Origin of the sequence: Pseudomonas sp. Leaf58, from assembly GCF_003627215.1 — a bacterium.
Classification (GTDB): Bacteria; Pseudomonadota; Gammaproteobacteria; order Pseudomonadales; family Pseudomonadaceae; genus Aquipseudomonas.
In genome coordinates this window covers 1,270,173-1,283,974 of record NZ_CP032677.1, presented here as the reverse complement: position 1 = coordinate 1,283,974, position 13,802 = coordinate 1,270,173, and the positions used below count along the sequence as shown (strand labels likewise).

17 protein-coding genes are annotated in these 13,802 nt (G+C 62.7%); 10 read left to right on the top strand and 7 right to left on the bottom strand.

The window, feature by feature from the left end; genetic code table 11:
• The first annotated feature begins 76 nt into the window (after window positions 1-76).
• From DV532_RS06005 to DV532_RS05990, 4 genes are all read left to right on the top strand, one after another.
• Window positions 77-2,833: a response regulator gene (locus tag DV532_RS06005; protein WP_056796529.1), complete on the top strand. Its 2,757-nt coding sequence runs from the start codon at window positions 77-79 to the stop codon at window positions 2,831-2,833.
• Between the two features lie 120 nt (window positions 2,834-2,953).
• Window positions 2,954-3,943 carry a 2-hydroxyacid dehydrogenase gene (locus tag DV532_RS06000; protein ID WP_056796526.1) on the top strand — a complete coding sequence of 330 codons (990 nt, stop codon included), beginning with the start codon at window positions 2,954-2,956 and terminating at the stop codon, window positions 3,941-3,943.
• Window positions 3,944-3,974: 31 nt separating this feature from the next.
• Complete coding sequence (locus DV532_RS05995; RefSeq protein WP_056796522.1) at window positions 3,975-4,412, top strand: hypothetical protein; 438 nt, start codon at window positions 3,975-3,977, stop codon at window positions 4,410-4,412.
• The gene (locus DV532_RS05990; RefSeq protein ID WP_056796520.1) at window positions 4,409-4,813 is read left to right on the top strand and encodes an META domain-containing protein; all 405 of its coding nucleotides are present in this window, start codon (window positions 4,409-4,411) and stop codon (window positions 4,811-4,813) included. The genes DV532_RS05995 and DV532_RS05990 overlap by 4 nt, the downstream gene beginning before the upstream one ends.
• A 75-nt stretch (window positions 4,814-4,888) precedes the next feature.
• On the opposite strand, the gene DV532_RS05985 is transcribed toward DV532_RS05990, so the two are convergent.
• On the bottom strand, window positions 4,889-5,353 hold the full coding sequence (locus DV532_RS05985; protein WP_056796518.1) for a TlpA disulfide reductase family protein: 465 nt from the start codon (window positions 5,351-5,353) through the stop codon (window positions 4,889-4,891).
• A gap of 85 nt (window positions 5,354-5,438) precedes the next feature.
• On the opposite strand from DV532_RS05985, the gene arsC reads away from it, so the two are divergent.
• Genes arsC through DV532_RS05970 form a run of 3 tightly spaced genes read left to right on the top strand, consistent with a single transcriptional unit; the run spans window position 5,439 to window position 6,800 of the window.
• Complete coding sequence (gene arsC / locus DV532_RS05980) at window positions 5,439-5,792, top strand: arsenate reductase (glutaredoxin) (protein WP_056796514.1); 354 nt, start codon at window positions 5,439-5,441, stop codon at window positions 5,790-5,792.
• Window positions 5,789-6,394 (top strand): NAD(P)H:quinone oxidoreductase, encoded by a 606-nt coding sequence (gene wrbA, locus DV532_RS05975; RefSeq protein WP_056796513.1) that lies wholly within the window; start codon window positions 5,789-5,791, stop codon window positions 6,392-6,394. The genes arsC and wrbA overlap by 4 nt, the downstream gene beginning before the upstream one ends.
• Complete coding sequence (locus DV532_RS05970) at window positions 6,387-6,800, top strand: DUF2069 domain-containing protein (protein WP_056796510.1); 414 nt, start codon at window positions 6,387-6,389, stop codon at window positions 6,798-6,800. The genes wrbA and DV532_RS05970 overlap by 8 nt, the downstream gene beginning before the upstream one ends.
• A 30-nt stretch (window positions 6,801-6,830) precedes the next feature.
• On the opposite strand, the gene DV532_RS05965 is transcribed toward DV532_RS05970, so the two are convergent.
• Window positions 6,831-7,502, bottom strand: coding sequence for a DNA-3-methyladenine glycosylase I (locus DV532_RS05965; RefSeq protein ID WP_056796509.1), 672 nt, complete (start codon window positions 7,500-7,502; stop codon window positions 6,831-6,833).
• 4 nt (window positions 7,503-7,506) lie between these two features.
• Window positions 7,507-8,331, bottom strand: a complete 825-nt coding sequence (ttcA, locus tag DV532_RS05960; protein ID WP_056796506.1) for a tRNA 2-thiocytidine(32) synthetase TtcA — start codon at window positions 8,329-8,331, stop codon at window positions 7,507-7,509.
• Window positions 8,332-8,592: 261 nt separating this feature from the next.
• On the opposite strand from ttcA, the gene DV532_RS05955 reads away from it, so the two are divergent.
• Both DV532_RS05955 and DV532_RS05950 read left to right on the top strand, forming a co-directional pair.
• On the top strand, window positions 8,593-9,192 hold the full coding sequence (locus DV532_RS05955) for a Yip1 family protein (RefSeq protein ID WP_056796503.1): 600 nt from the start codon (window positions 8,593-8,595) through the stop codon (window positions 9,190-9,192).
• 133 nt (window positions 9,193-9,325) lie between these two features.
• Complete coding sequence (locus DV532_RS05950) at window positions 9,326-9,820, top strand: SprT family zinc-dependent metalloprotease (protein ID WP_056796500.1); 495 nt, start codon at window positions 9,326-9,328, stop codon at window positions 9,818-9,820.
• A gap of 172 nt (window positions 9,821-9,992) precedes the next feature.
• Here the strand turns inward: DV532_RS05950 and fpr are convergent, their stop codons facing one another.
• Complete coding sequence (gene fpr / locus DV532_RS05945) at window positions 9,993-10,772, bottom strand: ferredoxin-NADP reductase (RefSeq protein ID WP_004375483.1); 780 nt, start codon at window positions 10,770-10,772, stop codon at window positions 9,993-9,995.
• A 120-nt stretch (window positions 10,773-10,892) separates the two neighbouring features.
• On the opposite strand from fpr, the gene finR reads away from it, so the two are divergent.
• Complete coding sequence (finR, locus tag DV532_RS05940; protein WP_056796498.1) at window positions 10,893-11,819, top strand: LysR family transcriptional regulator FinR; 927 nt, start codon at window positions 10,893-10,895, stop codon at window positions 11,817-11,819.
• Here the strand turns inward: finR and DV532_RS05935 are convergent.
• The 3 genes from DV532_RS05935 to DV532_RS05925 form a co-directional block, all read right to left on the bottom strand.
• Window positions 11,816-12,181 carry a diacylglycerol kinase gene (locus DV532_RS05935; RefSeq protein ID WP_056796496.1) on the bottom strand — a complete coding sequence of 122 codons (366 nt, stop codon included), beginning with the start codon at window positions 12,179-12,181 and terminating at the stop codon, window positions 11,816-11,818. The genes finR and DV532_RS05935 overlap by 4 nt on opposite strands.
• A 73-nt stretch (window positions 12,182-12,254) precedes the next feature.
• Window positions 12,255-12,905, bottom strand: a complete 651-nt coding sequence (gene erdR, locus DV532_RS05930; RefSeq protein ID WP_003252375.1) for a response regulator transcription factor ErdR — start codon at window positions 12,903-12,905, stop codon at window positions 12,255-12,257.
• A gap of 179 nt (window positions 12,906-13,084) precedes the next feature.
• Window positions 13,085-13,795, bottom strand: a complete 711-nt coding sequence (locus DV532_RS05925; RefSeq protein WP_056796493.1) for a tRNA-uridine aminocarboxypropyltransferase — start codon at window positions 13,793-13,795, stop codon at window positions 13,085-13,087.
• Between the last annotated feature and the right edge of the window lie 7 nt (window positions 13,796-13,802).

Genomic DNA, 13,802 nt, shown 5'->3' with positions numbered 1-13,802 from the left:
AGCGCGACAGGCGGAGTAACTTCCCGGCTTGGCCGTCAGCACTTGACGGCGTCCAGGCACATGACAGGAGGCGAGTGTGCTCGATCGCTTGGGAATTCGTAGCCGAGTCATGCTGCTGGCCCTGCTACCGGCCGGCCTGATGGCCGTGGTGCTGGGCAGTTACTTCACCTGGCTGCAACAGAACGACCTGCGCACCCAGCTGCTGCAACGCGGCAAAATGATTGCCGAGCAACTGGCCCCGCTGGCCGCGCCGGCCATGGCCAAGCTGGCGCCAGCGCAACTGGAGCGCATTGCCGCGCAAACCCTGGAACAAGCCGATGTGCGCGCGGTCGCCTTCCTGGCCCCGGACCGCACGCGCCTGGCCCATGCCGGCCCGAGCATGCTCAACCAGCCCCCCAGCGGCGGCAGCGGCACCCAGCTGCTGCAACGTAGCGGCAATGACGCCACCCGCTACCTGATGCCAGTGTTCGGCCACCACCGCGACCTGGCCACCGATGCCGTGCCGGCCGAAGCCGAGCGCCTGCTGGGCTGGGTCGAGATCGAACTGTCCCACGACGGCACGTTGCTGCGCGGCTACCGCAACCTGTTCACCAGCCTGTTGCTGATCCTCGCCTGCCTGGTGCTCAGTGGCCTGCTGGCACTGCGCATGAGCCGCACCATCAACGACCCTATCGAGCGCATCAAGCATGCGGTCAACCAGCTCAAGGACGGCCACCTGGACGCCCGCCTGCCAGCGCTGGGGAGCCATGAACTGGACGAGCTGGCGCGCGGTATCAACCGCATGGCCGAAACCCTGCACAGCGCCCACGAAGAACTGCAGCACAGCATCGACCAAGCCACCGAGGACGTGCGCCAGAACCTGGAAACCATCGAGATCCAGAACATCGAGCTGGACATGGCGCGCAAGGAAGCCCTGGAGGCCAGCCGCATCAAGTCGGAATTCCTGGCCAACATGAGCCACGAAATCCGCACGCCGCTCAACGGTATCCTCGGCTTCACCCACCTGCTGCAGAAAAGCGAGCTGCCGCCGCGCCAGCTGGACTACCTGAACACCATCGAAAAGTCTGCCGACAACCTGCTAGGGATCATCAACGAGATCCTCGACTTCTCCAAGATCGAGGCTGGCAAGCTGGTGCTCGACAGCATCCCGTTCAACCTGCGCGACCTGATCCAGGACACCCTCACCATCCTTGCCCCGGCCGCCCACGCCAAGCAGCTGGAATTGCTTAGCCTGATTTACCGCGACACCCCGTCGTCGCTGATTGGCGACCCGTTGCGGCTCAAGCAGATCCTCACCAACCTGGTCAGCAACGCAATCAAGTTCACCCGTGAAGGCACCATCGTCGTGCGGGCCATGCTCGAAGACGAACACGAAGACAGCGCCCAGCTGCGCATCAGTGTGCAGGACACCGGGATCGGCCTGTCGCCGCAGGATGTACGCACGCTGTTCCAGGCCTTCAGCCAGGCCGACAACTCGTTGGCCCGCCAGCCCGGCGGCACCGGCCTTGGGCTGGTGATTTCCAAGCGCCTGATCGAGCAAATGGGCGGCGAGATTGGCGTCGACAGCACCCCGGGCGAGGGCTCGCAGTTCTGGATCAGCCTTAACCTGCCCAAGGCCCACGACGATGTCGAGCAGCTGCCGCTGCAGCCACTGCTGGGGCGCCGTGCGGCCATCGTCGACGGCCACGAACTGGCACGCCAGGCCTTGGAACACCAGCTGGAGGACTGCGGCCTCAGCGTCAGCCTGTTCGCCTCCTACGACCAGTTGCTGCAGGCAGTACAAGCCGCCAGCCAGGCCGGCCAGCCGTTCGAGTTCGCCGTGCTTGGGGCCACCCTGGGCAGCCTGTCGCCTGAACAGTTGAGCCATTACCACCAGCAGCTCGAACGCTACCATTGCCAATGCGTGGTGCTGTGCCCCACCACCGAGCAGGCGCTGTACCACCCGTACCTGCCCAACGGCCATGGCCAGTTGCTGTCCAAGCCAACCTGCACGCGCAAACTGCGGCGCCTGTTGCTGGAACTGGTGCAACCGCGCCGCCCGCAGGGCGAGGCGAATAGCGTCAACGGCCGGCGCCAGCCGAAAGTGCTCTGCGTCGACGACAACGCCGCTAATCTGCTGCTGGTGCAGACCCTGCTCGAAGACTTGGGCGCCGAGGTGCTAGCCGTCAACAACGGTTATGCTGCCGTGCAGGCGGTACAGGATGAGCCTTTCGACCTGGTGCTGATGGACGTGCAGATGCCCGGCATGGACGGCCGCGCGTGCACCGAGCAGATCCGCCTGTGGGAAAACACCCAAAGCGGCCACCCGCTGCCGATCGTCGCCCTCACCGCCCACGCCATGGCCAACGAGAAGCGTGCGCTACTGCACGCGGGCATGGATGACTACCTGACCAAGCCGATCAGCGAGCGGCAGCTGGCCCAGGTGGTGATGAAATGGACCGGCCTGAGCCTGGGCGCACCGCACCCAGAGCGCCTGGCCGAGCAAACCGCCAGTGGCGACGAACTGAAGGTGCTCGACCCCGAAGAAGGCCTGCGCCTAGCCGCCGGCAAAGCGGACCTGGCAGCCGACATGCTGAGCATGCTGCTGGCCTCGCTGGACGCCGACCGCCAAGCCATACGCGCCGCCCGCGAGGCCGATGACCGCCCTATGCTGATCGAGCAAGTGCACCGCCTGAACGGCGCCTCGCGCTATTGCGGCGTACCGCAGCTACGTGCCGCATGCCAGCGCAGCGAGACCTTGCTCAAGCAGGAACACCCTCAGGCGCAGCAAGCATTGGATGAGCTGGATGCGGCAATCAATCGCCTGGCTGCACAGGCAAGATTGAGCGCCTGAGTGCTTTGGGGGGCTGGCTTGACAGATGTGTTGGCTGGGAGATCGAGCGCCGCCCGCGCGGCGCTCGATCTCACAGGCACTGACTCCCCCAAGACATGCACCGCAAAAGGAAACCCCACCATGCGCGCCCTGTTGTTCAGCAGCCAGCACTACGACCAGGAAAGCTTCACTCAAGCCGCCAGCGGCACCGCCCTGGACTTGCATTTCCAAGCCGCCCGCCTGACCCTCGACACCGCCGCCCTGGCCGACGGCTACGAGGTGGTCTGCGCCTTCATCAATGACCAACTCGACGCCCCGGTGCTGCAACGCCTGGCCGAAGGCGGCACGCGCCTGATCGCCCTGCGTTCGGCCGGCTACAACCATGTCGACCTGGCCGCAGCCCAGCGCCTGGACCTGACCGTAGTGCGGGTACCGGCCTACTCGCCGCACGCCGTAGCCGAACACGCCGTAGCGCTGATCCTGGCCCTCAACCGGCGCCTGCACCGGGCCTACAACCGCACCCGCGAAGGTGACTTTTCCCTGCACGGGTTGACGGGCTTCGACCTGCACGGGAAAACCGTCGGGGTGGTCGGCACCGGCCAGATCGGCGCCGCCTTCGCCCGCATCATGGCCGGTTTCGGTTGCCAGTTGCTGGCCTACGACCCCTACCCTAACCCAGAGCTGCTGGCCCTGGGCGCGCGCTACCTGCCATTGCCCGAACTGCTACGCGAAGCCCGCATCATCAGCCTGCACTGCCCGCTGACCGAGCACAGCCGGCACCTGATCAATGCGCAAAGCTTGGCGCAACTACAACCCGGCGCCATGCTGATCAACACCGGCCGGGGCGCGCTGGTCGACACCCCGGCGCTGATCGACGCGCTGAAAAGCGGCCAACTTGGCTACCTGGGCCTGGACGTCTATGAAGAAGAAGCCCAGCTGTTCTTCGAGGACCGCTCTGACCTGCCGCTGCAGGACGACGTGTTGGCCCGCCTGCTGACCTTCCCCAACGTGATCATCACCGCCCACCAAGCCTTCCTCACCCGTGAGGCGTTGGACGCCATCGCCGCGACCACGCTGGACAATATCAACCGCTGGGCGGCAGGCAATCCACAGAATCTGGTGATGGGTTAGTGCTAGGATACGCGGCATTTCTGGAGGACCCATGGTCGAGCACGATTTCCGCTACACCCTTTTCAACCCGCAACACACCCTGATCGAGTGCCGCGCACTGGTACCGGGCCGTTACCAGGTCACTGGCAACGGCGGTTCGATGCACAAAGGCGATACTCTGCTGGTCACCCTGAAGGGCAGCAAGGACTTGTCCATGCGCCTGATCGTGGAGAGCGTGCGCCACCTGATCAACCCGCGCGGCCAGTGGGTTGCCGTGGCCAGCGGCCCGGTATTCAACGAGCTGGAAATCCTCACCTGGCAAGTCGCGTGCGACAGCTGCGATGCCGTGCTGGACTTCGAGTTTGCAGTGGACGCCAAGCTGGGCAAAAAAGCCCGTCAGCCTGCTGCCAGCGCACGCATCGCCGAACTGGGCTGGGCCAGCCGTGGCGACAAACACCTGTGCCCGCGTTGCCAGGAGAGCGCCGAGTGAAGAATCTGCTGACCGGCGTGCTGATTGCCACCGGCCTGCTCGGCTGCGCCGCACAACCTTCAAAGCTGCAGCAAGAACGCAGCTACGTGCTGGAGTGGATTGGCGAACGACCGCTGATCGACTACAGCCACCTGACCCTGACGTTGGCCAGTGATGGCCGTGCCTATGGCAACGGCGGCTGCAACCACTGGTTTGCGCCGTACACGCTGGATGGCGAGCACCTGAGCTTCGGCAAGGTCGGCAAGACCCGCAAGCTGTGCGCACCGGCGTTGATGGAGCAGGAAAAGCGCTTTTTGCAGGCGCTGGAAACGGTGCAGCGCTGGGACGTGTCGCCCGTGGAGCAGATACGCTTCTGGCCGGCCGAAGGCAAGCCGCTGCGGTTCTGGCCTGAGGAAGGCTGACAGAGCTGCAAGCTGCAAGAGAAGGCGGGGCAGCGCTCGGTCTGCTTCTTCTTGCAGCTTGCAGCTAGCAGCAGGTCAGGCGCCTTTCAGGGCCTTGATCTTGGTTTGCAGCCCTTCCAGGGTCTGCTCGCCCATCAACTGTTCACGCACCTTGCCCTTGTCATCGATGATGTAGGTTACCGGTAGCGCCTCACTGCGGGGCAGGTCGTAACGCTCGGCCGGGTCCTGCGCCAGCACGGTAAAACCGATGCCCAGGGTTTCGGCTGCCTGTTTCAGGTCCGGCCCCTGCAAACCATCGAAGTTAACCCCCACCACCTTGATACCGTCAGCTGCCCATTGCTTGGCCGCTGCGTTCAGCTCGGGGATTTCGGTACGGCACGGCCCGCACCATTCGGCCCAGTAGTTGAGCACCAGCCAGTGCCCATCGATCTGTTCGGCCTTAACCGTATTACCGTGTTGGTCCACGCCATAATCGGCACCGCAACCACCGAGCAACAAGCTTGCGGTGATGGCCAGTACTGCTGCCAGACGCCTTGCCATGGGTCAATCCTTCTCGAGTTTTCAAGCAAATAGGTCAGTCGCTGCGGTTAGAATAGCCGCCAAACCCTGCTGGATGCGACCCGACATGACCGACCTCACGCTCTATCATAACCCGCGCTGCTCAAAATCCCGCGGCGCGCTGGAACTGCTCGAAGCCCGCGGCCTGGCACCTACCATCGTGCGCTACCTCGAAACCCCGCCCGACGCCGCCACCCTCAAAGCCCTGCTTGGCAAGCTGGGCATCGCCCCGCGCCAACTGCTACGTACCGGCGAGGACGAGTACAAAGACCTGAACCTGGCCGACCCGGCGCTGACCGACGCACAGCTGATCGACGCCATGGCACAGCACCCCAAGTTGATCGAGCGGCCGATCCTGGTCGCCGGTGACAAGGCCGTGGTTGGCCGCCCGCCCGAGAAAGTGCTGGAGATCCTACCGTGAGCGCGCCCTACATCTTGGTGCTGTATTACAGCCGCCACGGTTCGACCAGCGAAATGGCCCGGCACATCGCCCGCGGCATCGAGCTGGCCGGCATGGAAGCCCGCCTGCGCACGGTGCCGGCGATTTCCACCGAGTGCGAAGCGGTAGCCCCGGACATCCCTGCCAGCGGCGCGCTGTACGCCACCTTGGACGACCTGCGCCACTGCGCCGGCCTGGTGCTGGGCAGCCCAACCCGCTTCGGCAACATGGCGGCGCCGCTCAAGTACTTCCTCGATGGCACCAGCAGCCTGTGGCTGGGCGGTGAGCTGGTCGGCAAGCCGGCGGGCGTGTTCACCTCCACCGCCAGCCTGCACGGTGGCCAGGAAACCACCCTATTGTCGATGATGCTGCCGCTGATGCACCACGGCATGCTGGTAATGGGCCTGCCGTACAGCGAGTCGGCCTTGCTGGAAACCCGCGGCGGCGGTACGCCGTATGGTGCCAGCCATCATGCTGGCGCCGATGGCAAGCGCGAGCTCGATAGCCATGAGATTGCCCTGTGCCGTGCCCTTGGCCAACGCCTGGCAACTACAGCCAAGGCCCTGGAGGCCGCACGTGGCTAAAAAGCCCAAGGTGTTGCCGCCGCTGCAATGGCTGGCACCGCGCCTGCGCCTGACGCGGGCGTTGAGCCTGGCATTCTTCTTTGGCCTGATCGCCCTGCTGGTGGTGAATAACCTATGGTTCGCCAACCTGCACGGTGCCCGGGTAACGGTGATCCTGGCAATCGAACTGGTGCCGCTGCTGCTGTTGCTGCCGGGCATGCTGACCGGCAGTGCCCGGGCGCATGCCTGGACCTGCTTCGTGGTGAATATCTATTTCATCAAGGGCGTACTGGCGGCGTTCGACCCGGCGCGGGCGGTGCTTGGCTGGGTTGAAGTACTGATGAGCCTGGGGCTGTTCATTGCCGGGCTGCTGTATGTGCGCTGGAAGTTCCAGCATGAGCGGCGCCTGGCGGGCGAAGGCAATTGAATTCGGGGCCGCTTTGCGGCCCCAGCGATCTCAATGGTTGACGGTATGCGCCAGCATCACCGACAACTGGCACAACGGCCGCCCACTCTCCGCGTGCCACTGATTGAACGCCTGCTGCACCAAGGCCAGGTCACGCTGGCTGGTCGGCTGCTTGTCGATCACCTTCTGCGCAATCAACGCTGCGGCCATGTCATCGGTAGGGATGAACGTGTCCTTGCCGACCATGCGCAAAAACCGCGGCGCCGACAAGCCACCCAGCTGATTGCCGTGCTTGGCCAGGTACTTCCACAATCCGACGATATCGGTCACCGGCCAATCGGCAATGAACGCGCCGAAGCTGCCCTTCTCTTTTGCGATATCCATCACCATCTGGGCATTGCGCGGCACGCTCTTGAGCTTGCCCAGGTGGCGGATGATGCGCGCGTCGTGCATCAACCGTTCCAGGTGCTCGGCGCCCATCAGCACCACCTTCTCCGGGTCGAAGCCGAAGAATACCTGCTCGAACGCCGGCCACTTGGCATCCACCAGGCTGTGCTTGAGCCCGGCGCGGAACACGCGCAGGGCCAAGGTCGACAGGTAGCGGTCATCACTGATGTCACGCAGTTGCGCCGGCGTGCGCGGCTGCGGCAGGAACGCTTCAAGGGCCTGGGCCGAGCCGAAGCGGTTCAGGCAATACGCATGCAGCCACTGGTAATCGCGCATGGTCTCAGATGTTCAGCACATCAAGGAAGCGCGGGGTGGCGCTTTCGTCGATCTTCAGGCTGGTGAAGTCGAACAGGTTGCGGTCAGCCAGCTGCGACGGCGCCACGTTCTGCAGGGCGCGGAAGATGCTCTCGGTGCGGCCTGGGTGCTTGCGCTCCCACTCCACCAGCATGTCCTTGACCACCTGACGCTGCAGGTTTTCCTGCGAGCCGCACAGGTTGCACGGGATGATCGGAAATTCCTTCATGTCCGAGTAGGCCTGGATGTCCTTTTCGCTGCAGTAGGCCAGCGGGCGGATCACCACGTTGCGGCCATCGTCGGCGCGCAGCTTCGGCGGCATGCCCTTGAGCGCGCCGTTGAAGAACATGTTGAGGAAGAAGGTTTCGACGATGTCGTCGCGGTGGTGCCCCAGCGCCATCTTGGTCGCGCCGATTTCGTCGGCGAAGGTGTACAAGGTGCCACGGCGCAGGCGCGAACACAGCGAGCAGGTGGTCTTGCCCTCGGGTACCAGCTCCTTGACCACCGAGTAAGTGTCCTTCTCGACAATGTGGTACTCGACCCCCAGTTCCTTGAGATAGGCCGGCAGCACGTGCTCGGGGAAGCCCGGCTGCTTCTGGTCCATGTTCACCGCGACGATCTGGAAATTGATCGGTGCCACCTTCTGCAGGTGCAACAGAACGTCGAGCATGGTGTAGCTGTCCTTGCCGCCGGACAGGCAGACCATGACCTTGTCGCCATCCTCGATCATGTTGTAGTCGGTGATGGCTTCGCCGGCGAGGCGACGCAGGCGTTTTTGCAGTTTGTTCTGGTTGACCGAGAGGGTGCCCATAGCGCTTGGATCCGCGAGGTGTGACAAAAGCCGGCTATTTTACGCACAAACGCGGCGGTGCTGTAGGCATTCCGATAAAGACTTCAAGGTAATCAACAGCGCAGCGTAAAGCGCAATTTGCTCTAAAAAGCACGGTTTATGCGGGTAACGGCTTCCTATACTGCGACATAAGGCCACATTACCGCTTGCTTCGGTGTTCGGCCTCGGGCCGCTTGCGCTCCATCTGGGGGGCGTTTGGCAACATTCAGAGGAGTGACCGGCATGATTCATCACGTTGTGGGGCTGTTTACCCATCCCGACCAGGAATGGCGGGAAATTCGTGGCGAAGAAGAAACCATCAGCCACATGTACCTGACGCACACCTTGATCCTGGCAGCAATCCCCGCCATTTCGGCGTTCATCGGTACCACCCAGGTCGGCTGGGTGATCGGCGACCGGCCGGCAGTGATGCTGACCATGGAAAGCGCTATCTGGATGAGCATCATGTCGTACCTGGCGATGCTTGCCGGGGTAGCGGTAATGGGGGCGTTCATCCACTGGATGGCCCGCACCTACGATGCCAGCCCGTCCATGGCGCAGTGCATCGCCTTTGCCACTTATACCGCCACCCCGCTGTTTGTCGGTGGTTTGGCGGCACTGTACCCACACCTGTGGCTGGGCATGTTGATCGGTACCGCCGCCATTTGCTACACGGTGTACCTGCTGTACGTTGGTTTGCCGACGTTCATGAACATTCCGTCCGACGAAGGCTTCCTGTTCTCCAGCTCGGTGCTGGCAGTGGGCCTTGTAGTACTGGTGGCGATCATGGCCGCCACGGTGATTATCTGGGGACTGGGCGTGGGGCCCGTCTACACCAACTAGAACAGACTCAACCAACACTGGGGCATATCAACCAGGGGCCGCCGCAAGGCGGCCTTTGGCTGTGCGCTGACCGGTGGCTCGGCAGGCTGCCAGGGGTTGCGGCATAATGCCCGGTCAGGAGAACCATCCCGTCATGCCCGAGCTGCTCAAGCAACGCGTCGAAACCTGTTACCAACAAGCCGAAACCTTCTTCAAACGCCCTTTCCCGCGCCCGCAAGTCAGTTTCAAGCTGCGCGGGCAAAAGGCCGGTGTCGCGCACCTGCACGAGAACCTGCTGCGCTTCAACTTGCAGTTGTATCGCGAAAACCAGGACGACTTCCTGCGCCAGACCGTGGCCCATGAAGTGGCGCACCTGGTGGCCCATCAATTGTTCGGCGACCGTATCCAGGCGCATGGCGAAGAGTGGCAGTTGATCATGCGCGGGGTGTATGAACTGCCGCCCAACCGTTGCCACAACTACGAAGTGCAACGGCGCGTGGTGACCCGTTACATCTACCGCTGCCCGTGCCCACAAAGCGACTTCCCGTTTACCGCGCAACGGCACAAGTTGGTGCGCCAGGGGCGGCGCTACCTGTGCAAGCGCTGCCGGGAGATATTGGTATATAGCGGTGAAACGCGCGTCGAATAAACTGGGTTTGCCTGCACTGGCCCCTTCGCGGGCAAATCCGCTGCTACACCTCAGGGCTTGTGATAACCCTGTAGGAGCGGGTTTACCCGCGAAAGTGCCGGAACAGCCAATGCAATAATTTCAGGCAAAAGAAAGGCGACCCGAGGGTCGCCTTCTTGTACCAGACAGCGCCTTACTTCTCGACGAAGGCACGCTCGATCAGGTAGTCACCCGGCTCACGCATGCGCGGGGAGATCTTCAGGCCGAAGCTGTCCAGCACTTCACTGGTTTCGTCGAGCATGCTCGGGCTGCCGCAGATCATGGCGCGGTCGTCCTGCGGGTTGATCGGTGGCAGGCCGATGTCGCTGAACAGCTTGCCGCTGCGCATCAGGTCGGTCAGGCGCCCCTGGTTCTCGAACGGCTCGCGGGTCACGGTTGGGTAGTAGATCAGCTTGTCGCGTACCGACTCACCGAAGAACTCGTTCTGTGGCAGGTGCTCGGTGATGAACTCGCGGTAGGCCACTTCGTTCACGTAGCGCACGCCGTGCACCAGGATCACTTTTTCAAAGCGCTCGTAGGTTTCCGGGTCCTGGATGACGCTCATGAACGGCGCCAGGCCAGTGCCGGTGCTCAGCAGGTACAGGTGCTTGCCTGGGTTCAGGTCGTCGAGTACCAGGGTGCCGGTAGGCTTTTTGCTAATGATGATCTCATCGCCTTCCTTCAGGTGTTGCAGCTGGGAGGTCAGCGGGCCGTCCGGCACCTTGATGCTGAAGAACTCCAAATGCTCTTCCCAGTTCGGCGAAGCGATGGAATAGGCACGCATGAGCGGACGGCCGCTTTCCTGCTGCAGGCCGATCATCACGAACTGACCGTTCTCGAAGCGCAAGCCCGGGTCGCGGGTGCACTTGAAGCTGAACAGGGTGTCGTTCCAGTGGTGCACACTGAGGACACGTTCGTGGTTCATGTTGCTCATCGATGGGGCTCCTGAAGAAAAACGCAGCGCGTGCAACACGCACAGTTGCGCGATAGTTTAGGGGCAGCGACAATATCTGTTAACTGGATTATCAAGATATGTGTTATCGGTTATATCGATATGCGATTTACACTTCGTCAGCTGCAAGTCTTCGTTGCCGTGGCCCAGCATCAAAGCGTCTCTCGAGCCGCTAGCCTGCTGGCTTTGTCGCAGTCGGCAGCCAGTACCTCCATCACCGAATTGGAGCGGCAATCGAGCTGCCAATTGTTCGACCGAGCCGGCAAGCGCCTGGCCCTCAATGCATTGGGCCATCAACTATTGCCCCAGGCGGTGGCCCTGCTCGACCAGGCCAAGGAAATCGAAGACCTGCTCAACGGCAAGTCCGGTTTCGGCTCATTGGCAGTGGGCGCCACACTGACCATCGGCAACTATTTGGCTACCCTGCTGATCGGCAGCTTCATGCAGACCCACCCAGAAAGCCAGGTAAAGCTGCATGTACAAAACACTGCGCATATCGTGCAGCAGGTCGCACACTACGAAATTGACCTGGGTCTAATCGAAGGCGACTGCAACCATCCGGACCTGGAAGTGCAGCCGTGGGTAGAGGACGAACTGGTTGTGTTCTGCGCGCCCCAGCATCCGCTGGCCAAGCTGGGCCGTGCCAACATCGAAAGCCTGTCGCAAGAGGCGTGGATTCTGCGTGAACAAGGCTCGGGCACACGCCTGACCTTCGACCAGGCCATGCGCCACCACCGTGCCAACCTGAATATCCGCCTGGAGCTGGAGCACACCGAAGCGATCAAGCGCGCGGTGGAATCGGGCCTGGGCATTGGCTGCATCTCGCGCCTGGCCCTGCGTGACGCTTTCCGCCGTGGCAGCCTGGTGCCGGTGGAAACCCCCGAACTGGACCTGATGCGCCAGTTCTACTTCATTTGGCACAAGCAGAAGTACCAAACCTCGGCGATGCGCGAGTTTCTTGAGCTGTGCCGCAACTTCACCGCGGGCTTTACCCGCAGTGATGAGATCGTATTGCCGCCAATCGCTTAAAGCAGGATCACGCCCCACACCAGCGCCACCATGGTCAGCGCCACCAGTTGCGCTGCGCTGCCCATGTCCTTGGCGTTTTTCGACAGCGGGTGGCGCTCCAGCGAAATGCGGTCGATGGCCGCTTCCACCGCCGAGTTGAACAGCTCGACGATCAAGCCCAGCAGGCACACCGCGACCATGATCGCCCGCTCGGCTCGGCTGACCGGCAGCCAGAAGGCGATCGGGATCAGCAGTACGTTGAGCAGCACCAGTTGGCGGAACGCGGCCTCGCCCTTGAAGGCGGCGCGCAGGCCGTCCAGCGAATAGCCGGCGGCGTTGAAGATGCGTTTGAGGCCGGTCTGGCCTTTGAATGGCGAGGTCATGTGAGTCACTTCACAACAGAAAGGCCAGCAGACTAGACCGGCTCGGGTCAAAAAAGCGTGAAGCCACGCGCAGTCAGTTGCTGGCAACCGATTCAAGTTGTTGCAGCAGCAGCGCGGCCTGGGTCCGGGTACGCACGCCCAGCTTGCGGAAGATCGCGGTCACGTGGGCCTTGATGGTCGCTTCCGACACACTCAGCTCATAGGCGATCTGCTTGTTCAACAAGCCTTCGCAGACCATGGTCAACACGCGGAACTGCTGCGGTGTAAGGCTAGCCAGGCCTTCGCTGGCGGCCTTGGCCTCGGCCGAGACATCGACCTTTTCGAACGCCTGCGGCGGCCACCACACCTCGCCATCGAGCACCTTGCGCACCGCATCCTGAATCACTTCCAGGGTGCTGGACTTGGGAATGAAACCACTGGCGCCGAACTCGCGGGACTTGACCACCACCGCGGCCTCTTCCTGCGCAGAAACCATCACCACGGGAATTTGCGGGTATTGCCCGCGCAACAGTACCAGCCCAGAAAAACCGTAGGCGCCCGGCATGTTCAAGTCCAGCAACACCAGGTCCCAGTCGGCTTTTTCGCTCAGGCGGGTTTCCAGTTCGGCAATGCTTGCAACTTCGACCAGGCGCACATCCGGCCCCAGGCCGAGGGTAACGGCCTGGCGCAGAGCGCCACGGAACAGCGGGTGGTCATCGGCAATCAGGATTTCGTAAGTGGCCATCGATCTAAGGATCCTGTTCTGTGCCAGGCGCTCGGGGGTAAGGGAAGCGCCCGGCGGGGAATCGGCGCCAAGGATGCCGAGCACGGTCGAGGGTGGTCAAGCCAATCGCCCCGCCGTCTCGCCCACCCTGGCTGCCAGCCCCGTCATTATGAACCAAAGCAGGGGTTGTGCCCCTTGTACTATAGGAAGGTATGCAAACGCTGATGGGTGTCGTCCTGCTCGTCCAACGGCAGGCGCCGCTTGCCGCTCAGGTAATGCAGGCTGAACACGTCCAGGTAGGCGTCTAGCGCCTGCGAGGCGTGGGTATCGCCCGCCAGCTCCAGGCACATGGCCGCAACTTCCGCCGTGCAGAAATGATCATCGCGCTTGGAGCGCCGCAGGCGGTAGCGGGACATCTGCTCAGCCTGCAGGCTCAGCACCGGGAAGCGCTCAAGGTACGGGCTTTTGCGGAACATCTTGCGGGCTTCGGTCCAGGTGGCATCCAGCAGGATGAACAATGGGCGCTTGCCTGGCACACGCACCACTTCGTTGACTACCCGCTCCTGGGCAACGAATTCGCCGGGAAAAACGATGTAAGGCTGCCAGCACGGGTCGTTTAGCAAGGCCAGCAAACGTTCGTCGACCGAAGTGCGCAGCCAGCCGAAGGCTGAGGTGTCTTCGATCAGGTCGGCGATCAGCCAGCCGGTATTGGTAGGCTTCAGCGGCTCGGTATCGTGCATCAGCAGGCATACGCCCGACTCAGCCTGCACCCGGGGCTTCCAGGCACACAAACAATGAGTGGCGATAACCCGGCAATCGGGGCAGCGCTCGGCACGCGAGCCACGGGCGATAAAGGGCTTGTTACTGCGGGCCAGGCGTTCGGCGCGCAGGCGCGCTACCGCATGGCTCATGCCGGCA